The organism is Pseudoxanthomonas sp. JC1303 (assembly GCF_058448525.1).
Genome location: NZ_CP185958.1, coordinates 2,629,078 through 2,648,590 on the forward strand (window position 1 = coordinate 2,629,078; position 19,513 = coordinate 2,648,590).

General features: G+C 69.0%; 15 protein-coding genes. 10 read left to right on the plus strand and 5 right to left on the minus strand.

Annotated features, from left to right (window positions below; all coding sequences use genetic code 11):
• The first annotated feature begins 28 nt into the window (after nt 1-28).
• Entirely contained in the window at nt 29-1,039 is a 1,011-nt protein-coding gene (locus ACORQU_RS11715; protein WP_491641349.1) for a Nudix family hydrolase, read from the plus strand.
• A 31-nt stretch (nt 1,040-1,070) separates the two neighbouring features.
• Here ACORQU_RS11715 and coaE read toward each other — a convergent pair whose 3' ends face one another.
• Together coaE and ACORQU_RS11725 are read right to left on the minus strand one after the other, a co-directional pair.
• Nucleotides 1,071-1,682: a dephospho-CoA kinase gene (coaE, locus tag ACORQU_RS11720; protein WP_491641350.1), complete on the minus strand. Its 612-nt coding sequence runs from the start codon at nt 1,680-1,682 to the stop codon at nt 1,071-1,073.
• 57 nt (nt 1,683-1,739) lie between these two features.
• Complete coding sequence (locus ACORQU_RS11725; RefSeq protein WP_491645087.1) at nt 1,740-2,231, minus strand: methyltransferase family protein; 492 nt, start codon at nt 2,229-2,231, stop codon at nt 1,740-1,742.
• 135 nt (nt 2,232-2,366) lie between these two features.
• Here ACORQU_RS11725 and ACORQU_RS11730 point away from each other — a divergent pair, with 135 nt between their 5' ends.
• The 8 genes from ACORQU_RS11730 to ACORQU_RS11765 all read left to right on the plus strand — a co-directional run bounded on the left by ACORQU_RS11730 (nt 2,367) and on the right by ACORQU_RS11765 (nt 13,433).
• Entirely contained in the window at nt 2,367-3,401 is a 1,035-nt protein-coding gene (locus ACORQU_RS11730; RefSeq protein ID WP_491641351.1) for an MBL fold metallo-hydrolase, read from the plus strand.
• A gap of 312 nt (nt 3,402-3,713) precedes the next feature.
• Complete coding sequence (locus tag ACORQU_RS11735; RefSeq protein WP_491641352.1) at nt 3,714-5,018, plus strand: NCS2 family permease; 1,305 nt, start codon at nt 3,714-3,716, stop codon at nt 5,016-5,018.
• Between the two features lie 149 nt (nt 5,019-5,167).
• Entirely contained in the window at nt 5,168-6,628 is a 1,461-nt protein-coding gene (locus ACORQU_RS11740) for an adenosine deaminase family protein (protein ID WP_491645089.1), read from the plus strand.
• Between the two features lie 47 nt (nt 6,629-6,675).
• A complete protein-coding gene (locus ACORQU_RS11745) occupies nt 6,676-7,767 on the plus strand; it encodes a nucleoside hydrolase (RefSeq protein WP_491645091.1) in 1,092 nt (363 codons plus the stop codon).
• A 59-nt stretch (nt 7,768-7,826) separates the two neighbouring features.
• Complete coding sequence (locus tag ACORQU_RS11750) at nt 7,827-8,924, plus strand: purine nucleoside permease (protein ID WP_491641353.1); 1,098 nt, start codon at nt 7,827-7,829, stop codon at nt 8,922-8,924.
• Nucleotides 8,925-9,065: 141 nt separating this feature from the next.
• Nucleotides 9,066-11,381 carry a TonB-dependent receptor gene (locus ACORQU_RS11755; protein ID WP_491641354.1) on the plus strand — a complete coding sequence of 772 codons (2,316 nt, stop codon included), beginning with the start codon at nt 9,066-9,068 and terminating at the stop codon, nt 11,379-11,381.
• 182 nt (nt 11,382-11,563) lie between these two features.
• Nucleotides 11,564-12,580, plus strand: coding sequence for a purine-nucleoside phosphorylase (locus ACORQU_RS11760; RefSeq protein ID WP_491641355.1), 1,017 nt, complete (start codon nt 11,564-11,566; stop codon nt 12,578-12,580).
• A 7-nt stretch (nt 12,581-12,587) separates the two neighbouring features.
• Nucleotides 12,588-13,433, plus strand: a complete 846-nt coding sequence (locus ACORQU_RS11765; protein WP_491641356.1) for a glycerophosphodiester phosphodiesterase family protein — start codon at nt 12,588-12,590, stop codon at nt 13,431-13,433.
• A 74-nt stretch (nt 13,434-13,507) separates the two neighbouring features.
• Here ACORQU_RS11765 and cysK read toward each other — a convergent pair whose 3' ends face one another.
• Nucleotides 13,508-14,467 carry a cysteine synthase A gene (gene cysK / locus ACORQU_RS11770; protein WP_491641357.1) on the minus strand — a complete coding sequence of 320 codons (960 nt, stop codon included), beginning with the start codon at nt 14,465-14,467 and terminating at the stop codon, nt 13,508-13,510.
• A gap of 30 nt (nt 14,468-14,497) precedes the next feature.
• Nucleotides 14,498-15,949 carry a siroheme synthase CysG gene (gene cysG, locus ACORQU_RS11775; RefSeq protein ID WP_491641359.1) on the minus strand — a complete coding sequence of 484 codons (1,452 nt, stop codon included), beginning with the start codon at nt 15,947-15,949 and terminating at the stop codon, nt 14,498-14,500.
• 170 nt (nt 15,950-16,119) lie between these two features.
• Between cysG and ACORQU_RS11780 the strand changes: the two genes are divergently transcribed.
• Nucleotides 16,120-17,106 carry a LysR family transcriptional regulator gene (locus ACORQU_RS11780; RefSeq protein WP_491641360.1) on the plus strand — a complete coding sequence of 329 codons (987 nt, stop codon included), beginning with the start codon at nt 16,120-16,122 and terminating at the stop codon, nt 17,104-17,106.
• A gap of 290 nt (nt 17,107-17,396) precedes the next feature.
• Here the strand turns inward: ACORQU_RS11780 and ACORQU_RS11785 are convergent, their stop codons facing one another.
• Complete coding sequence (locus ACORQU_RS11785; RefSeq protein WP_271647130.1) at nt 17,397-19,385, minus strand: methyl-accepting chemotaxis protein; 1,989 nt, start codon at nt 19,383-19,385, stop codon at nt 17,397-17,399.
• Between the last annotated feature and the right edge of the window lie 128 nt (nt 19,386-19,513).

Here is a 19,513-nt window from a genome sequence, read left to right on the forward strand (position 1 = left end):
GTGCCATGCCGTCCGATGGCGCCGGGGCATGACTGCGGCCCGTCCTCTCCCCACCGAGCAACGTCCCACCGTGTCCACCGAACCCAGACCGTCGCGCTCCATCCATGTCGTCGCCGCCGCCATCACCGATGCGCGCGGACGCCTGCTGCTGGCCCGTCGCGGTGACGGGCGCGACCTGGCCGGCTTGTGGGAGTTCCCCGGCGGCAAGCGCGAGCCGGGCGAGACGCCGGAAGACACGCTGATCCGTGAGTTGCAGGAGGAGCTGGGCATCACCGTGCAGGTCGGCGCGCCGATCATGCGCGTGCCGCACCTTTATCCCGACAAGTCGCTGCTGCTGGACGTGCGCCGGGTGACCTCGTGGAAAGGCGTCCCGCGCGGGGTCGAGGGCCAGGCGCTGGCCTGGGTCGCGCAGGACAAGCTGACCCGCTATCCCATGCCCGCCGCCGACAAGCCGGTGGTGGCCGTCCTGCAGCAGCCGGACCGCTATCTGGTCACACCCGAGCCGGGTGCCGACCACGCGGCCTGGCTGGCCACGCTGGAGGTCGCGCTGGCCCAGGGCATCGGCCGTGTGCAGCTGCGTGCGCGTTCGATGGAGGCCGACCCGGCATGGCCGGCGCTGGCCGCGCAGGCCGTGGCCCTGTGCCGGCGGGCCGGTGCCGAGGTGCTGGTCAACAGCACCGCCAAGCTGGCGCGGGAACTGGGTGCTGGCCTGCACCTGCGCGGCGAACAACTCGCCCGGCTGAGTGCGCGCCCGCTGCCGGGCGGCGTGCCGCTGGCGGCCTCGTGCCATTCGCTGGCCGAACTGGAGCAGGCCGAGGCGCTGGGCTGCGACTTCGTCACCCTCGGCGACCTGCACCCCACGCCCGGCCATCCTGAGCGTCCGACGCTGGACTGGGCCGGCTTTGCCCGGATGCGCGAGCGCGTGGCCCTGCCGATCTACGCGACCGGCGGCCTGGGCGTGGACGATATCGGCATCGCGCGCCAGCACGGGGCCCAGGGCGTGGCCGCGATGCGCGGCCTGTGGCCGGCACAGGCCTAGTCACGGAAGGCGCTGGGCGCCCGGCGCACGCCTACGCGGCGGCCATCATCCGGTAGCGCGCATCCAGTTCGGTCACCGCCTGGTCGAGCTGGTCCAGGTCCCCGTCATTGCGGACGATGTCATCGGCGATCTCCAGCCGCTGTGCGTCGCTGGCCTGGGCCTGGATCATCCGCGTGGCCAGCGCTTCGTCGATCCCGTCGCGGGCCAGCAGGCGCGCCATGCGTACGTCCAATGGCGCGGTCACCACGCAGATCCGATGCAGCCACGGATAGCGCGCGCGCGCGCCGCCCTCGGCCAGCAGCGGGATCATCGCCACCGCGTAGGGGCCGGCGGCCGCATGGCACTGCGCCTGGAGTCCGGCGCGCACGGCGGGGTGGACGATGGCCTCCAGGGCCTGGCGCGCCTGCGCGTCGTCGAAGACGCGGCGCCGCATCGCGGCCCGATCCAGGCGGCCCTGGTCATCGAGCACGGTGTTGCCGAAGTGGTCCGCGATGGCCGCCAGCGCAGGGGTGCCGGGTTCGACCACCTCACGGGCGATGCGGTCGGCGTCGGCCACGAAGATCCCGCGCGCGGCGAACGCGCGCTCCAGTGCGCTCTTGCCCGAGGCGATGCCGCCGGTGAGGCCGATGCAGGTTTGGCTCATGTCGGCATTATCTCCGCCGCAGCACGGAGATGGGGCTGGCGGATGCGGCCTGCTTGCCTACAGCCAGCGGCGAACCCGCGCGCAGTACTGCAGGTAGGCGGCGCCGAACTCCCGGCGCAGGCGGGCTTCCTCGAAGGGGATCAGCACGCGCTGCAGCGCCAGCAGCGGCAGCGGGAGCAGCGCCAAGGCCCACGGCACCACCAGATAGCCGGCCAGGCCCACGTAGCTGAGGACCAGGGCCACGTACATCGGATTGCGGCTGACGCGGTACGGACCGCGCAGGACCAGGCCAGAGGGCTGGCCGCCGGGCAGGATGGTCGTGCGGCGCAGCCCGAACAGGACGAAACAGACCACGGCCAGGCCGAGCGCGGCGGTGGCCAGCAGTGAGCCGGCCCACTGCATGACCAGCAGCGGCAGGTCGCTGGGCAGGGGCAGCGAGAGGACGCGCTGCAACAACGCGGCGGCGCCGAAGGCGGCCATGAAATGCAGCGGCGAGGTCAGACGCACCAACAGGGGGGCCGTCCCACGCCGGGCACCGGCCCGCTCCATCATCCGTTCTTCCAGCACGCCCTGCGGTCTTCCCTGCTTCATCGAAGCGCCATCTTAGCCTGCGTGGCGCACCACGCGGGCCGGCGGCCTTGCCGCCCTTACACTGGACAGCCCCTGCTGCCGGTTGTCCGCGTCATGCCGCACCTAGTCCGCCGTTTCGTCCGCGTGCTGGGCACGTGCTGTCTCGCGACCGGGCTGGTGCTGTGCGCCGCGCAGGCGCCGGCGCGGGCCGAGACGTCGGGCGGATTCGAACTGGTCGCGCTCGGCGTGCGCGGCGGCCTGGACGATAGCAACCTGTCCTCCTACCTGATCCGCGCCCAAGGCGAGGCGCACTACCTGGCGCTGGATGCGGGCACGCTGCTGCCGGGCATCGACCGGGCCCTGGCCCGCGGCGCCTTCGCCGATGCCGGGCCGGCCGGAGGCGACACGGCGCAGGGGCATGTGTTCCACGACCTGATCGCCGGCTATTTCATCAGTCACGCCCATCTGGACCATGTCGCCGGCCTGCTCATCGCCGCCACCGACGACATCGGGCACAAGCCGGTCTATGGCCTGCCCTCGACCCTGCAGGTGCTCAGCGAGGACTACTTCAACTGGCAGGCCTGGCCCAATTTCGGCGATCGCGGGGCCAAGCCGGCCCTGGGACGCTATCGACTCACCGAGACCGCGCCCGGGCAGTGGTTCGACATTCCCGGCACCACGCTTTCGGCCCAGGTCTATCCGCTGTGGCACGACCGGATCACCTCCTCGATGATCCTGCTGCGCCATGGCGATGCGTATTTCGCCTATTTCGGTGACACCGGGCCGGATGCCCTGTCCGGCGGCGGTCATCGCCTGGCCGATATCTGGCAGGCGCTGGCCCCGCTGGTGCGGCGCCATGCGCTCAAGGGCTTGCTGATCGAGGCGTCCTATCCCAATGAGGTGCCCGGTGCGCAGCTGTTCGGCCATCTCACCCCGGCCTGGCTGGAACGCGAGCTGGGAGCCCTGGCCGAGGCGAGCGGTGATCCGACGGCGCTCAAGGGCCTGAAGGTGCTGGTCGGACACACCAAGCCCAGCCTGAAGGCCGGGCGCGATCCGCGCAGTCAGATCGCCGCGCAGCTGCAGGCGGGCAATCGGCTCGGCGTGCACTTCATCCTGCCCACCCAGGGCCAGCAGGTCGAAATGCCCTGACGGCGCGCCTTGCGGCGGGTGGCTGTGAATGTGTCGATGCTGACACACGAAAAAATGGTACGGGTAACTTGCATTTTCGTAAGTAAAGTGTGAAAACGCTGTGCTGCTGTGCAGCATTCGTTGAGCACACGCGGGACGGACGGCCGGGACGCGACAGGGACAGCGCGCCAGGCGATGACGGACACGTCCCGCAGACAACGAGGCGCTGGCGCCCTGATTGCCGTTGTCTGCCCGGACCCCTTGCATGCCCGACGCACCCGCCGCATTCCCTCCCTTCCGTACCTCCGTGCGCCGCCGCCAGGGCCGGGTCGCATGACCCGCTGGTCCGGTTTCGCCCCCGCCGCCCATGGCAGCTCGGTCCGCACCGAACTGCTGGCTGGCTTCACCACCTTCCTGACGATGGCCTACATCGTCTTCGTCAACCCGGACATCCTGGGCGCGGCCGGCATGGACAAGGGGGCGGTGTTCGTCGCCACCTGCCTGGCCGCGGCGTTGGGTTCGGCACTGATGGGCCTGCTGGCCAACTGGCCGATCGGCCTGGCCCCGGGCATGGGCCTGAATGCCTTCTTCGCGTTCTCGGTGGTCGGCGCGATGGGGTATCCGTGGCCGCAGGCGCTGGGCCTGGTCTTCGTCTCCGGCTGCGTGTTCGTGCTGCTGACCCTAACCGGGGCGCGGCGCTGGCTGGTGGATGGCATCCCGGTGTCGCTGCGCAGCGGCATCGCCGCCGGCATCGGGCTGTTCCTGGCCTTCATTGGCCTGCAGGGGGCGGGACTGGTCGTCGCCAGTCCGGCCACCCTGGTCACGCTGGGCGACCTGCACCAGGCCGAGCCGTTGCTGGCACTGGCCGGGCTGATCCTGATCGGCGTGCTGGATGCGCTGCGCGTGCGCGGCGCGATCCTCATCGGCATCCTGGCGGTCACCGGCGCCGGCCTGGCCCTGGGCAAGGTGCACTACGCCGGCATGATCTCGCTGCCGCCGAGCCTGGCCCCGACCCTGTTCAAGCTGGACATCGCCGGCGCGCTGACCCAGCACGGCGGCGTGCTCGCACTGCTGCACGTGCTGCTGGTGTTCCTGCTGGTGGAGATGTTCGATGCCACCGGCACCCTGGCCGGCGTGGCCCAGCGTGCGGGCCTGCTGGAAAGGCCGGAGCAGCGTCGGCAGTTCGACCGGGCGCTGGTGGCCGACAGCACCGCCATCCTGGCCGGCTCGCTGCTGGGGACCTCCAGCACCACCGCCTACGTGGAGAGCGCCGCCGGCGTGCAGGCCGGCGGCCGCACCGGCCTGACCGCGCTGACCGTGGCCGCGCTGTTCCTGCTGGCGCTGCTGTTCTCGCCGCTGGCCGGCATGGTGCCCGCGTATGCGACCGCCCCGGCGCTGATCTACGTCGCCGGCCTGATGCTGCGCGAGCTGATTGACCTGGAGTGGGGCGACGTCACCGAGGCGATGCCGGCCTGTCTGGCGGCGCTGGCCATGCCCTTCACCTATTCCATCGCCAACGGCCTGGCCCTGGGCTTTGTCAGCTACGCGCTGCTCAAGCTGGGCACCGGCCGCTGGCGTGGCGTGCATGTGGCGACCTGGGTGGTGGCCGCGCTGTTCGTCCTGCGTTTCGCGCTGTAGCGCACCTGTGCCCGCGCCGAGGGCGTGGGTTCTTTCGCAAACAAACTCAAGAGGTCTGGATCCACGTGGTAGGCAGCAAGGCAATCTGGGGTGTGGTGTTGGGCGCGGTGCTGGCCGGCCCGGCGTGGGCCGCCGACGGTAGCGGCGCGATGTCCACCCGCGAGGCACAGGTCGCCGCGCGGATGCAAGCGGTCGCCGGCAACGGCGCGCAGCTGCGCGCCTTCCTGCAGGCCATGCCCAAGGGCGGCGACCTGCATAACCATCTGGGCGGCAGCGTCTACGCCGAGGACTTCCTCAAGTGGGCCGCGCAGGACGATGCCTGCATCAGCGTGGCCGACCACGCGCTGGTGATGCCGCCGTGCGGCGACGGCCAGGTGCCGGCCAAGGGCCTGGACGCGCGCGACCCGGCTTTTTATGCCGAGACGGTCGACGCGCTGTCGATGCGCAACTACATCCCCGGCCATCCGGCGGCCTCGGGACACGACCAGTTCTTCAGCACCTTCGGGCGCTTCAGTGGGCTGGAAGATCGTCGTGCCGAGGCGGTGGCCGTGACCCTGGAACAGGCCGCGCGCGACCACGTGTCCTATGTGGAGCTCATCGCCAATCCCGCCCAGTCCAAGACCTTGGGCGCCAAGGCCGGCGCACTGGCCTGGAACGGCCAGGATTTCGCCGCTGACCTGGCGCCGCTGCACGCCGAGCTGCCGGCGCTGGTGGAACAGGCGCGGGCCTCCTTCGCCGAACTCGATGCGCGCGTGCGCCAACTCCTGCGCTGCGGCCAGGCCGATGCCAGTCCGGGCTGCCAGGTCGGCTACCGCTACCAGCCCTACGTGCTGCGCGTGCTGCCACCGCCGGTGGTGTTCGGCCAGATGGTCATGGGCTACGCGCTGGTCCAGGCCGATCCGCAGCGTTTTGCCGCGCTCAACATCGTCGCGCCCGAGGACAACCCGGTCGCGCTGCGCGACTACCGCCTGCACATGGACATGTTCCGGTTCCTGTCCGGGCGTTACCCGCAGGTGCCGCTGACCCTGCATGCCGGTGAGCTGACCCTGGGCCTGGTGCCGCCGGCGGATCTGCGCTTCCACATCCGCGATGCCGTCGACGCGGGCGCCCGGCGCATCGGTCACGGCGTGGACATCGGCTACGAGGATGATGCCGCCGGCCTGCTGCGGGAGATGAGGGCCCGGCATGTCGCGGTGGAGATCAACCTGTCCAGCAACGACGGGATCCTGGGCGTGAAGGGCACCGAGCATCCGCTGCACATGTACCTGGATGCCGGCGTGCCGGTGGTGCTGTCCACCGATGACGAAGGTGTCTCGCGCAGCGACATGACCCACGAATACCAGCGTGCGGTCACCGAGCAGGGTTTGGACTACGCCACGCTCAAGCAGATCGCGCGCAACGGCCTGACCTACGCCTTCATCCCCGGCCAGAGCCTGTGGACGGCCGACGGCCGCACGCCCGGCAAGGCCTGCGCGGCGTCGTTGGCCGCCGGGCGCACCGACGCCGGCTGCGCCGCGCTGCTGAAGCAGAGCGAAAAGGCCCGCCACCAGTGGCAGCTGGAGCGCGACCTGGACGCCTTCGAGACTGCGCAGCTGCAGGAGGCCCGCTGATGGGGCGCCCCCACGGCCTGCTTGCCGGTGCGCTGTGGCTGCTCTCCATGCTGGCCACGCTGCCGGCACAGGCGGGCGAAAAGCAGCTGGTGATCCTAGACGATGACCTGGATGGCTTTGCCCCGGCCCAGGTGATGGCGCTGCAGGCGCCGGACGTGCAGGTGCTGGGCCTGACCACCGTCAGCGGCAACGTGTGGGCCAACGAGGCCACCGCGCATGCCCGGCGCATGCTGGAAATCACCGGCCATCCCGAGGTGCCGGCGGTGCAGGGGGCGATCGATCCGTTGGTCAACACCGAGACCGAGACCGAGCGCTGGGAAGCGCTGTACGGCAAGCTAGTGTGGAAGGGCGCGTGGATGAAGCACTGGGTCGAGCCGAACTTCCAGGGCGACCCCGCCTACCACGGCCCGGAGGTGGTTCCGGACCTGAAGCTGGGCAATCCGAGCGTGGTCAAGGCCGCCGCCGAACCTGCGGCGATGTTCCTGCTGCGCATGGTCCACGCCCATCCCGGGCAGGTCACGATCATCGCCACCGGGCCGCTGACCAATCTGGCCCTGGCCCAGCGCCTGGACCCGCAGTTCGCCTCGCTGGCCAAGCAGCTGGTGTACATGGGCGGCTCGCTGGAGCCACGGCAGACGCGTGACAGCGCGGCGGCCAGGCAGTTCGCGCGCGAATTCGTCAACACGCCGCGGCGCGAGTTCAACATCCGCTTCGACCCGGAGGCGGCCAGCATCGTGATGCGCGCGCCGTGGAAGAAGATCGTGATGGTGCCGGTCGATCCGTCCACCGCCACCGAAGTCACGCCCGACCTGCTGGCGCGCATGCGCGACGCAAAGACGCCGATCGCTAAGGCGCTGGCGAGCCGCGCCACCGGCTTTCCGCTGTGGGACGAGCTGGCCGTGGCGGTGTGGCTGGATCCATCGCTGATCACCGAGTCCGAGCAGCTGATGGTCGACACCAACATCGACCACGGCCCCGGCTACGGCGACATCCTGTCCTGGAGCCCACCCTACGCACCGGACTTGGGCGAGCAGCGCGAGACGGTGGTGCGCCAGATCGACGTGCCCCGCTTCGAGGCCTTGATGGCGTGCCTGCTCACCCGGCCGCAGCCGCCGGCGGTGGGAGCAGCGGTGCCGTGAGTCCTGTCCTCTTCCCTCTGGGCACACCCGTGTCCACCCTTCGCTTTGCAGGATCTCCGATGTCGTGGTCGATGTTCCGCCGTGGCCTGGCCATGGCTGTCCTGGCGTTGGTCGCACCGCTGCTCCAGGCCGCCGAGCCGCCGGTGCCGGCGCAGGTCCAACCCAGCGCCCGCATTCCGGTGAAGATGGTGGTGGTCGCCAACTTCGAGAACGGCCAGGACACCGGCGACAAGCCCGGCGAGTACCAGTTCTGGGTCGAGCGCGAGCACCTGGACCAGACCATCGCCGTGCGCGGCGCCGAGCATCCGATCCGGCGCAACGCCGACGGCCTGTACGGGCTGATGCTCGGGGACATGGATGCGTTGGTGATCGACCCGCGCTTCGATCTCACCCACACCTACTGGCTGTTCACCGGCATCTCCGGTGGCGACCCGAACCTGGTCTCCGTTGGCAGTGCCGCGTGGGCGCGCTGGGTCATCAATGGCGATCAGCTGCGTGAGTTCGACGACCGCCAGATTCCCAAGGACTGGCCCTACGGTCTGTTCGCCATCGGTGCGATGAAGCCCAACGCCCTGCCCACCGATCCCAACGGGTTTGGCAGCGTGGAAAGCCCCGAGCAGCTGGGCATGGCCTACATGCTCAACCCCGCGCTGGTGCAGTGGGCCTATGCCCTGACCCGCGACGTGAAGATCCCCGACACCGCCGCGCTGGCCGCGCGGCGCAAGGCCTGGGTGGGCTTCCCCAACGCGCAGCGGCCGCCGCGCGTGATCCTGGGCGAGACCCTGGGTTCCAAGCGCTACTGGCATGGCGCCATGCGCAACCAGTGGGCGCAGGACTGGGTGAGGCTGTGGACCGGCGGCAAGGGGCGCTTTGCCATGACCAACATGGAAAGCCAGAACGCCGCGCAGCGGATCAAGCGCTACGGCCAGATGGGCCTGGTCGATCCCCAGCGTGTCCTGGTGCTGCGCACCGCAAGCAACCCCTCGATGCCACCGCCGGGCCAGGATCCGCTGGCGACCATCGGCGATGAGACGCCCGGCCAGGTGGCCGCCTACGAAGCCAACTACCGCGTGGGCGTGCCGGTGGTGCACCAGCTCCTGCAGCACTGGGACCAGTACCGCGACGTGCTGCCCGGCGCGGCCACGCAGGCGAAGTAAAGCAGGAGTTTTCAGCAGTTCTGGCCCAGGGAATGGCCCACAGGGCGCACCGCATGAAGTCACCGGACGCAGCGCCGGTGTGACAGGCGGGAGGCCGACATTTCCATCGCTCCAACCCTTCCCCACACAGGCAATCCCCACATGAACAAAGGCATCCTGACCCTCGCCGTGACGGCCGCGCTGTATGCGACCGCTGGTGTCGCCCTCGCCCAGGAAGCGACGGGCGACGAGAGCGCCCAGCGCTCTAGCGTCACCACCACCTCCAATACCACCAACTCCAATGCCACCCAGCGCGCGCGCCAGCTGGACACGGTGAAGGTCTCCGGCACCACGCTGTCGCTGGGTGGCGGCAACATGCAGATCCAGGACGCGCCCAAGGCGGTGTCCACCATCGGCCGCGAAGCCATCCTCAAGACCGCGCCGGGCGCCAACTTCACTCAGATGCTGACCAGCATCCCGGGCGCGGTCTCGGCCACCAACGACGTGACCGGCCTGAACGACGGTAACTTCACCGTGCGTGGCTTCCCGGCCGACGAAGTCGGCGTGACCGTCAACGGCGTGCCGATCAACGACTCGGGCAACTACAAGATGTACGCCACCGAGTACGGCGACACCGAGAACATGGGCGACATCACCGTCGAGCAGGGCTACCCCAGCGTGACCTCGCCGGTGATCGGCGCGGCCGGCGGCAATATCGCCTGGGTCACCGTCGATCCGACCCACGATGCCGGCCTGGACTTCAGCCAGAGCTTCGGCAGCAACAACTACAAGCGCACCTTCCTGCGCTACAACACCGGCGACACCGGCCCGGTGCGTTCGTGGATTTCCTACTCCAACAACCAGACCGACCTGTGGCGCGGTGCCGGCCAGTCCAAGGTCACCAAGATCGACGCCAAGTCGGTGTGGACCATGGACGAGGGCGATTCGATCACCGGCTCGGTGCAGTACAACCGCGAGGTCAAGAACAACTACCGCAACCTGACCAAGGCGCAGATCGCCGCCAACGGTTACCACTACGGCTACACCGAGTCCTACGAGTCGGCCAATGCGGGCGACTGGGTGGGCACCGAGGTCAATCCGTTCCGCAGCTGGATCGCCAGCCTGGACGGGGAATTCACCCTCAACGACAGCCTGCAGCTGTCGGTCGTGCCGTACATGGTCTATGGCTACGGCGGTGGCAGCTACGGCTTCGCCAACACCTACGTGTTCTTCACCTCCGACACCTACCGCCCGGGCATCCACGTCAAGTTCAAGCAGGACTTCGGCATGAACGACAGCCTGGAGTTCGGCTTCCTGGCCGAGCGCCCGCGCCAGCAGGGCTCCAACGTCTATCTGCCGGCCGACGATCAGGGCAATCCGGCCGACATCTGGGGCCACGACAGCCAGTACTACTCGCACAACGCCAACGGTACCCCGCGGGTGGCGTATCGCTTCTACTCGACGACCCCGACCTATCGCGTGTTCGCGACCAATACCTGGACACCCAACGACCAGTGGACCATCACCGCCGGCGGCGCCTACACCTGGGTCAAGCGTGAAGGCTGGTATTCGACCTGGCCGGGTGCGGAAAACGGCATCAGCCTGACCTCGCCCGCGTCCAGCACGCTCTATGCGTCCGGCTCGCACACCTATAAGAAGTTCACCCCGTCGGTGGGCGTGAAGTTCCAGGCCAACGAGCAGAACCAGTTCTTCGCCGGCGTCGGCCAGGCCTATCGCGCCCCGATCAACACCTCGGCGCTGTATGACTTCTGGAACGCCGCTTATGCCAACGCCATCGGCGGCCAGACCTCGATCAGCGATGCCGAGCCGGAGCAGTCGCTGACCGCCGACATCGGCTGGCGCTTCTACGGTGACAGCCTGAGCGCGGTGGTCGACCTGTATGCGACCAACTTCGACCACAAGCAGTTCAGCGGCTCGGACCCGGTGACCCGTGCGCCGGTGTACTACCAGCTGGGCAGCACCCAGATGCGCGGCGTCAACACCGAGCTGAGCTACAAGTTCGACGACAACTGGTCGGTGTACGCGTCCTATGCGTACAACAAGAACGAGATGAAGAGCGACGTCACGCTCGGCACCACGACCTACGCCACCGACGGCAAGACCATGGTCAACGCGCCGAAGAACGTCGGCTACGCTTCGGTCAACTTCACCGACGCGGCCTTCTGGGCCAGCCTGAGCGTCAACGCGCAGAGCAAGATCTGGGGCACGTTCCTCAACTACGACGGGTCCGATGCCGGTGGCTTCGCGGTGGTCAACCTCAACGGCGGTTACAACTTCCAGGACTTCGGTGGCCTGCACAAGCCGTACGTGAAGGTGAACCTGTACAACCTGGGCGACCGCAAGGCGCTGACCTATTCGTCGACGACTTCGCTGAGCACCAGCGCGGCGGCGGCTTCCTGGCAGCTGCTGCAGGACCGCACCGTCATGGTGACCTTCGGCGGTTCGTTCGACCTGTAAGCCCGTTGTCCCGCACGGCCCGGCGTGGCGGCTTCGATCGCCGCCCGGACCCTGCACCGCCACGGCCCGGTGTCTCCGGGGCGTGGCGCGCTTTTCTCGTCGATGCCTGCCGTCCATCGCGTCCGCGCGTCCTGGGCGACAGGCATCGCTTTATCCAAGTTCGACGTCACCGGAGCGTGCGCATGTCCCGTCCCACCCAGCTCATCTGCCTGCTGGCCCTGTTGGCCGCGGCGATCATGCCGGCCTGCGCGGCGCCGCTGGCGCCCAAGGTCATGGTGATCACCATGTTCGGGCCGGAAGCCGCGCCGTGGCGCGAGGCGGAAAACTTCACCCGGCATGTCGAGGTCGCCGGGCTGTCGCCGCGCTACCCGCAGGTCGATTGCACGGACGCCGGCCTGTGCCTGGTCACCACCGACATGGGCAAGGCCAACGCGGCCAGCACGCTTACGGCCCTGGTGGTCTCGCCGGACTTCGACCTGCGCCAGACCTACTTCCTGATCGCGGGCATCGGCGGCGTCGATCCGGACGATGCCACGCTGGGTTCGGCCCTGTGGGCGCGCTATGCGATCGACGGTGGCCTGGTGCACCTGGTCGATCCGCGCCAGCAGCCCGCCGGCTGGTCCTCCAACGTCCTGATGCTGGGGGCCAGCGCACCGGGGCAGAAGAGCACCTGGAGGACTGACAACGAATTGTTCCAGCTCGACGAAGCGCTGCTGCAGAAGGCCTATGCGCTCAGCGCCCAGGTCCCGCTGGAGGACAGCGAGGTGGCCAAGGCCTACCGCCAGCGCTATCCGCAAACCGCCGCGCACAGTTCACCGGGGGTTGGCATCTGCGACACGCTGACCGGCGACACCTATTGGCATGGCAGCCTCATCGCGCAGGCCTTGCAGGCTTACGTGCAGCTGACTACCGAGGGCAAGGGCAACTACTGCACCACGCAGATGGAGGACAATGCCACGCTGACCGCGCTCAAGCGGGGTGCCGAGGCCGGCAAGCTGCGGTTCGACCGCATCGCGCTGCTGCGCACGGCCTCCAACTTCGACCGCGAGGCGCCCGGGCAGGAGGTCGGGGCATCGTTGTCAGCCAAATCGGGTGGCTTCCTGCCAGCTACCCACAATGCCTACCGTGTTGGGCACGCGCTGGTCGCCGACATCCTCGCGCGCTGGGATGTCTGGGCGCGGGGCGTGCCGAAGGAGTGATTCCCTGATGCGCCCGTTGCGTCCCATCCTGTTGTCCTGTTTCACACTGGCGTTGTTGACTCCATTGACCGATGCCTGGGCACAGGCCCGGTTGAGTCAGCGCCCGCTGATCGTGGCCCATCGCGGCCGGGCTTCGGCCGACCAGCCCGAGAACAGCCTGGCCCAGATGCAACAGGTCGCCGGCCTCAAGGTCGCCGTGGAGATGGACCTGGCCAGCAGCCGCGATGGCGTGCTCTACCTGCTGCACGACGACACCCTGGACCGCACCACCGATGGTCACGGGCCGATCGGTGCGCAGGACAGCACCGCCCTGGACGCGCTGCACCTCAAGGACGGCAAGGGTCAGGTGACCGCGCAGTCGCTGCCGCGTCTGACCCAGGTGCTGGATTGGGCCGCCGGTGTCCCGGACGTGCTGCTGATGCTGGACCTCAAGGGCACGCCGGTGTCCAAGGTCGCTCCGTTGCTGCAGGCGCGCCAGCTCGCTGGCCGCACGATCCTGCTGACCTTCGATCGGCCCCATGCGATCGAGGCCTTGCGTCATGCCAACGGTGCCATGGTCTCGGTCCTGGTCAACACCGGCTCGGACATCGCCTACTACCAGCGCATCGCCGCGGGCCGTCCCCTGGCGATGTATGTCCCGCAGGGAGCCAAGTCCTCGCGCTATGCCGACGCGCATGACGCCGGGGCGGTGGTCATCAGCGACGTGAACCAGGACGCCCTGACCGGCACCGACATCCTCGCCGATCAGGTCGCCAAGGACGGTTGCCAGGCCTACCTGGACTATGTGGGCAAGTACCACATCGATGCGCTGGTGACCAATCGTCCGACCTGCGCGGCCGAGCCGCTCAAGTAGCGGGTGTCCTCCAGTACGACAGCAGACGGGCCGCGCGATGCGGCCCGTCTGCGTTTGGGAAGCGTTGCCGTGGACTACGGCAGGCCGGCCAGCCAGTCGTCGTCGCTGCCATCGTTGACGTCGGCGAACAGCGGCGTTGAGAAGTAGCGCTCGCCGGTGTCGGGGAGCATGGCCAGGATCACCGAGCCGTCCACCGCCTTTTCGGCGATGTCCAGCGCGCTCGCCAGCGTCGCTCCGGAAGAGATCCCGACGAAGATGCCTTCCTCGGCCGCCAACCGGCGCGAGGTCTCGATCGCGCGTGCATCGTCCACGGTCACCAGTTCGTCGTAGACCTCGCGGTTGAGCACCTCGGGGATGAAGTCCGGGGTCCAGCCCTGGATCTTGTGCGGCTTCCATTCGTCGCCCTTGAGCAGGGCGGCGCCAGCCGGCTCGGTGGCGATGATCTTGGTCTCCGGGCGCGCGGCCTTGAGCACTTCGCCCACGCCGGTCAGGGTGCCACCGGTGCCCCAGCCGCTGACGAAGAAGTCCAGCCGCTGGCCGGCGAAGTCGCGCAGGATTTCCGGCGCGGTGGTGTTGCGGTGATAGGCCGGGTTGGCCGGGTTGGTGAACTGGCTGGCCAGGAACCAGCCGTGCTTGTCGGCCAGCTCTTTGGCCTTCTTGACCATGCCACTTCCGCGCTCGGCGGCCGGGGTGAGGATGACCTTGGCCCCGTAGGCGCGCATCAACTTGCGGCGCTCGACCGAGAAGGTCTCGGTCATGGTGGCCACGAACTTGTAGCCGCGCGCGGCGCAGACCATCGCCAGGGCCACGCCGGTGTTGCCGGAGGTTGCCTCGACCACGGTATCGCCGGGCTTGATCAGCCCGCGCGCCTCGGCGTCCAGGATGATCGCCAGGGCCAGGCGATCCTTGACCGAGCCCCCCGGGTTGAAGGACTCGACCTTGACGTAGACGGTCTTGCCCGCCGGAGCCAGGCGCTTGAGCTTGACCACCGGGGTGCGGCCGATGGTGTCCAGGATGTTGTCGTAGATGGCCATGCGAAACGGTCTCCGTTGCGAAGCGTGGAATCAGGCGGCGCGCGACAGGGTAGGCGCGTCGATGTTGGAAGGGGAGTCGGGGGCCGCCAGCGGCGCGGCGCCGTACCAATGCAGGGTGTGGGCCAGCGCGGTGACTTCACCGAGGATCAGCAGCGCGGGCGAATGCACGTCGAACGCACGCGCGGTGTCGGGCAGGTCGGCCAGGGTCCCGGTGACCACCCGTTGCTCGCGGCGTGAGCCGTTTTCCACCAGCGCGAACGGGGTGGTCGCGGCGCGGCCGTGGGCGATGAGCTGGTTGCGGAAGCTCGTCAGTCCCGCCACGCCCATGTACACGGCCAGGGTCTGGCGCTCCTGCGCCAGCGCCTGCCAGTCCAGGGTGTCCATCGAGTCCTTGCAGTGGGCGGTGACCAGGCGCACCGCCTGGGCATGGTCGCGATGGGTCAGCGGAATGCCCGAATACGCCGCGCAGGCCAGCGCGGCGGTAATGCCGGGCACCACTTCGAATGGCACCCCGTGCGCCTTGAGCACCTGCAGCTCCTCGCCGCCGCGGCCGAACACGAACGGATCGCCGCCCTTGAGCCGCACCACGCGCTTGCCGGCACGGGCGTGCTCGAGCATCAGGGCGTGAATGTCCTCCTGGCGGGTGCTGTGGCCTCGGGCCGACTTGCCGACCTCGATGCGGGTGGCGTCGCGACGCGCCATCGCCAGGACATCGGCACTGACCAGGCGGTCGTGCAGGATCACGTCGGCCTCGTTCATCGCGCGCAGCGCGTTGAGGGTGAGCAGGCCGGCATCGCCGGGGCCGGCGCCCACCAGGGTCACGGTGCCGACGGCGGGCGCGGCGGCGGCGCTGACCAGGGCCTGGTCGAACGCGGCCTGCGCGGCGGCGTCCTGGAGCTGGCGCAGCAGGCGCGGCACCGCGCCGGCCAACAGCTGCTCGAAGAATCGTCGGCGCGCGCCCATCTCCGGGAAACGTGCGCGGATGCGCGTGCGCTGGCGGCCGAGTAGCGATACCAGCGCGCCCCACGAGTCGTCCAGCAGGGTTTCCAGCTGGCGGCGGATGTGGCGCGCCACCATCGGCGCATGGCCGCCGCTGGAGATGGCGATCTGCAGGTCGCCGCGTTCGACGATGGCCGGGACCTGGAAGCTGGACAACTCGGCGTCGTCGACCACGTTGGCCAGCAGGCGGCGGGCCTCGGCTTCGGCCGCCACCGCGCGATTGACGGACCCATCGTCGGTGGCGGCGATCACCAGCCACACCGCGTCCAGCCAGTCCGGGGTGAAGTCGCCGCGCTGCCAGGCGATGCGGCCTTCTGCGGCCCATTGCGCCAGGCGTGGGGTGAGCGCGGGCGCGCCGACGCGGGGCAGGGCGCCGGCATGCAGCAGGGCCTCGGTCTTGCGTTCGGCCACCGCACCCCCGCCGACCACGCGCACGGCGCGGCCACGCAGGTCGGCGAACAGGGGAAACAGGGCAGCGCTCACGGGCAGGGCGTCGGAGGGTCCGGGGGCACGACGCTACGCGCGGCCCATGACCATCGGAAATGACTTGCCGCTGCGTTCAGATAACCCTACGTTATAAGCGCGTCCGGCCTGAGCACGTAGAGTCGACATCCCTTTCCCATCCGCGCCGGCGGACCGCGCGAGCCCTCCCGATGACCCTGACCCAGCTGCGCTACCTGGTCGCCATCGCCGATGCGGAGTTCAACATCACGGTGGCCGCCGCGCGTGTGCACGCCACACAGCCCGGGCTGTCCAAGCAGCTCAAGCAACTGGAGGACGAGCTGGGCTTCCTGCTGTTCGTGCGCAAGGGGCGCAGCCTGGAGTCGGTGACCCCGGCCGGCGAGGAAGTCATCCAGCGCGCGCGCCTGGTCCTGGCCGAAGCCAACAACATCCGCACCTACGCGGCCAACCAGCGCCGCGAGAGCCAGGGTCAGCTGGTCCTGGCCACCACCCATACCCAGTCGCGCTTCGTCCTGCCCCACGCGGTGGCGCAGATCAAGCGCGCCTATCCGCAGGTCAGCGTGCACCTGCAGCAGGCGGCCGAGTCCGATGCGCTGGACCTACTGGGGCGTGGGGATGCCGACATGGCGGTGATCAGTACCTCCGGCGACGTGCCGCCGGCCGGGCTGGCCGTCCCGCTGTACCGCTGGCGACGGCTGGTGGTGGTGCCGCGCGGCCACGCGCTGGATCGCAAGGGCGCGCCCGCGCCGGACCTGGCGACCCTGGCGGCGCAGCCGCTGATCAGCTATGAATCCTCCACCCGACCCGGCTCGTCCCTGCAGCGGGCCTTCGCCGAGGCCGGACTGGAACCGGACATCGCCCTGACCGCGCTGGACGCGGACCTGATCAAGACCTACGTGCGCACCGGCATGGGCGTGGGCCTGCTGGCTGAGATGGCGGTCAGCACCGGCGATACCGACCTGCGCGCCTGGCCAGCGCCCAGGGAGATCAGCGAGTGCATCGCCTGGGCCGTGCTGCCGCGCGAACGCGTCCTGCGCGACTACGCGCTGGACTTGGTCAACGTGCTCGCCCCGCAGATCGACAAGCGCGACCTGCGTCAGGTGATGGACGGCAATCGGGAGCCTGACTGGCCGGTGCCGCCAACCTGGGAATCGCTCACCCAGACCATCACCAGCTGACCGGTCCCGCCCGGGGGCATCGCGCGTGGAGGGTGATCTGTCTGGTCAACCCCAGTCTGCGCGTCCTCCAAGGAGGAACACGCAGACTTGAAGTGGCCGTCGATCCTGGACTATGGCGTCCAGACCATTTGAGGCGGGCCTACGGCGAACGCGCTGGTGGCGTCCTGTGCGGGTAAGGCGGGTCCGGCCCCACACCGGCGATCATCGCCGGGTCGTGTGGCCGCAAGCGGCGCTGGCGCCGGCACGTCGCGCGGGACCGGTGAATGCTCACTGCCGCTGGCGCACTGGCGTCAGCAGGTCGATGGAAGCGCGACGTGCTTGCCAAGAGCAGACGCTGGTGCCTCGCTGTCCGTCTCGCTTCCCACCAGGGCGTACAGGCGCGAAGACTGCTGCTGCAGGTCGCCGGCCGAGGCGGCGATGGCCTGAACCACCGTCGACTCCTGCTGGCTGCGGTCGTTGATGGCCTGCAGCTCCTGACGGGCCTGCACGACTCCCTCCAGTTGCTGGCGGCTGGAGCTGGCGATGCCAGCGACTGACTGGCTGACCTCCAGCACCGCTGACAACGCTTGTTGCATCACCGCGCCAGCCTCGCCGGCCAGGCGTTCGCCGTCGTGGACGCGGGCGGTGGCGTCCTCGATCAGCGTGCGGATTTCCCGAGCCGAAGCGGTGCAGCGCATCGCCAGGTTGCGCACTTCGCTGGCCACGACGGCAAAGCCCCGTCCCATCTCGCCTGCACGCGCGGCCTCGACCGCGGCATTGAGCGCCAGGATGTTGGTCTGGAAGGCGATGCCGTCGATGACCTGGATGATGTCGGTGATCCGGTCGTTGGCGGCGCGGATCTGTCCGCTGCCGGTGACCACGCCTGCGATCACCTCGGCGCCCTGCCGCGCCACCGCAGCCGAGCGCTCGGCGCCGTCGCGGGCGGCATCGGCATTGTGGGCGTTGTCGCGCACCGTCTCGGCCAGGGCATTGATCGAGGCCACGGTGCGCTGCACCGAGGCGGACTGCGCCTGGATACGCGTGGACAGATCGCGGTTGCTGTCGGCGATATGCCGCGCGCTGGCGTCAACCCGGGCGGCCACGGCGCCGGCCTGCTCGACCAGCGTGGTCATGCGCGCGCTATCGTTCACCTGGGCGGTGATGTCGCTGGCGTACTTGACCACCTTGTAAGGACGCCCGGCGCCGTCCAGCACCGGATTATAGGAGGCTTGAATCCATACCGGCCGCCCATCCTTGCGCAGGCGCTGATATCGGCCGGCGTCCAGTGCACCGCTCCCCAGCTTGGCCCAGAACCGCCGATAGTCTTCGCTGGCGCGGGTGGCGGGGTCCACGAACATGCCGTGATGCTGGCCGCGCACCTCCTCCAGGCGATAACCCAACAGGTCCAGAAAGTTGGCATTGGCATGGAGGATGTTGCCCCGCAGATCGAATTCGATCACCGCCATGGCCTTGTCGATGGCCGCGATGCGACTTTCGCAGTCGGCGGCCCGGGTCACCTGGTCGGTGATGTCGGTGGCGTACTTGATCACCTTGTAGGGCCGCCCGTCCGCATCGAGGATGGGATTGTAGGAGGCCCGCAGCCAGACCTCCCGGCCGTGCCGGTCGATGCGTCGATAGCGGCCGGCATCCAGTTCGCCCCGGCTGAGCTTTTCCCAAAACCTCTGATAGGCCGGGTCCTTGCGCTCGGCCGGATCGACGAACAGACGATGGTGCTTGCCCAGGATCTCCTCGCGCGTGTAGCCCATGGCCTTGAGGAAGTTTTCGTTGGCCTCCAGCACGTGCCCGTTCAGGTCGAACTCGATCACCGCCATGGCCTTGTCGATCGCAGTGATGCGGCTTTCCATCTCGGCAGCGCGGCGCATCGCGTCGGTAATGTCGTTGGCGTACTTGATCACCTTGTAGGGACGCCCGGCGGCGTCGAGCACCGGATTGTAGGAGGCCCTGATCCATACCTCGCGCCCGTCCTTGCCCAGACGCTTATAGCGCCCGCTGTCGAACGCACCACTGCCCAGGCGCTGCCAGAACTGGCGGTAGTCCTCGCTATCGGCCTGGCCCGGAGCCACGAACAGGCGATGGTGCCGACCGATGATCTCCTCGCGCTGATAACCCATCACCTGCAGGAAGTTGTCGTTGGCAGCCCGAATGGTGCCGTCCAGATCGAATTCGATCACGGCCATGACCCGATCCACGGCGGCCAGTTGCGCGCGCTGATCGCCGCGCGGCCGCAAGCGCAGCCAGTTGCGCCAGAAGGAGGCGGGGGGCGGAGAGATGCGGGACATGGTGAACTGCCTTGAAGAGGAAAGAAGCCGACCGCGATTGCGCCCTTCCGCGAGCACCCCGGCGGCAACGCCGGGCACTCATATCCAAGACGCTCCATGCCGGCGAAAGACGGCAGGAGCGTCAGGCA

Bases quoted from the DNA above. Each gene is read 5' to 3' on its own strand.
- ACORQU_RS11715 (WP_491641349.1), top strand. From the start codon at position 29: ATGACTGCGGCCCGTCCTCTCCCCACCGAGCAACGTCCCACCGTGTCC.
- coaE (WP_491641350.1), bottom strand. From the start codon at position 1,682: ATGAGCCAAACCTGCATCGGCCTCACCGGCGGCATCGCCTCGGGCAAG.
- ACORQU_RS11725 (WP_491645087.1), bottom strand. From the start codon at position 2,231: ATGGAGCGGGCCGGTGCCCGGCGTGGGACGGCCCCCCTGTTGGTGCGT.
- ACORQU_RS11730 (WP_491641351.1), top strand. From the start codon at position 2,367: ATGCCGCACCTAGTCCGCCGTTTCGTCCGCGTGCTGGGCACGTGCTGT.
- ACORQU_RS11735 (WP_491641352.1), top strand. From the start codon at position 3,714: ATGACCCGCTGGTCCGGTTTCGCCCCCGCCGCCCATGGCAGCTCGGTC.
- ACORQU_RS11740 (WP_491645089.1), top strand. From the start codon at position 5,168: ATGTCCACCCGCGAGGCACAGGTCGCCGCGCGGATGCAAGCGGTCGCC.
- ACORQU_RS11745 (WP_491645091.1), top strand. From the start codon at position 6,676: ATGCTGGCCACGCTGCCGGCACAGGCGGGCGAAAAGCAGCTGGTGATC.
- ACORQU_RS11750 (WP_491641353.1), top strand. From the start codon at position 7,827: ATGTCGTGGTCGATGTTCCGCCGTGGCCTGGCCATGGCTGTCCTGGCG.
- ACORQU_RS11755 (WP_491641354.1), top strand. From the start codon at position 9,066: ATGAACAAAGGCATCCTGACCCTCGCCGTGACGGCCGCGCTGTATGCG.
- ACORQU_RS11760 (WP_491641355.1), top strand. From the start codon at position 11,564: ATGTCCCGTCCCACCCAGCTCATCTGCCTGCTGGCCCTGTTGGCCGCG.
- ACORQU_RS11765 (WP_491641356.1), top strand. From the start codon at position 12,588: ATGCGCCCGTTGCGTCCCATCCTGTTGTCCTGTTTCACACTGGCGTTG.
- cysK (WP_491641357.1), bottom strand. From the start codon at position 14,467: ATGGCCATCTACGACAACATCCTGGACACCATCGGCCGCACCCCGGTG.
- ACORQU_RS11780 (WP_491641360.1), top strand. From the start codon at position 16,120: ATGACCCTGACCCAGCTGCGCTACCTGGTCGCCATCGCCGATGCGGAG.
- ACORQU_RS11785 (WP_271647130.1), bottom strand. From the start codon at position 19,385: ATGTCCCGCATCTCTCCGCCCCCCGCCTCCTTCTGGCGCAACTGGCTG.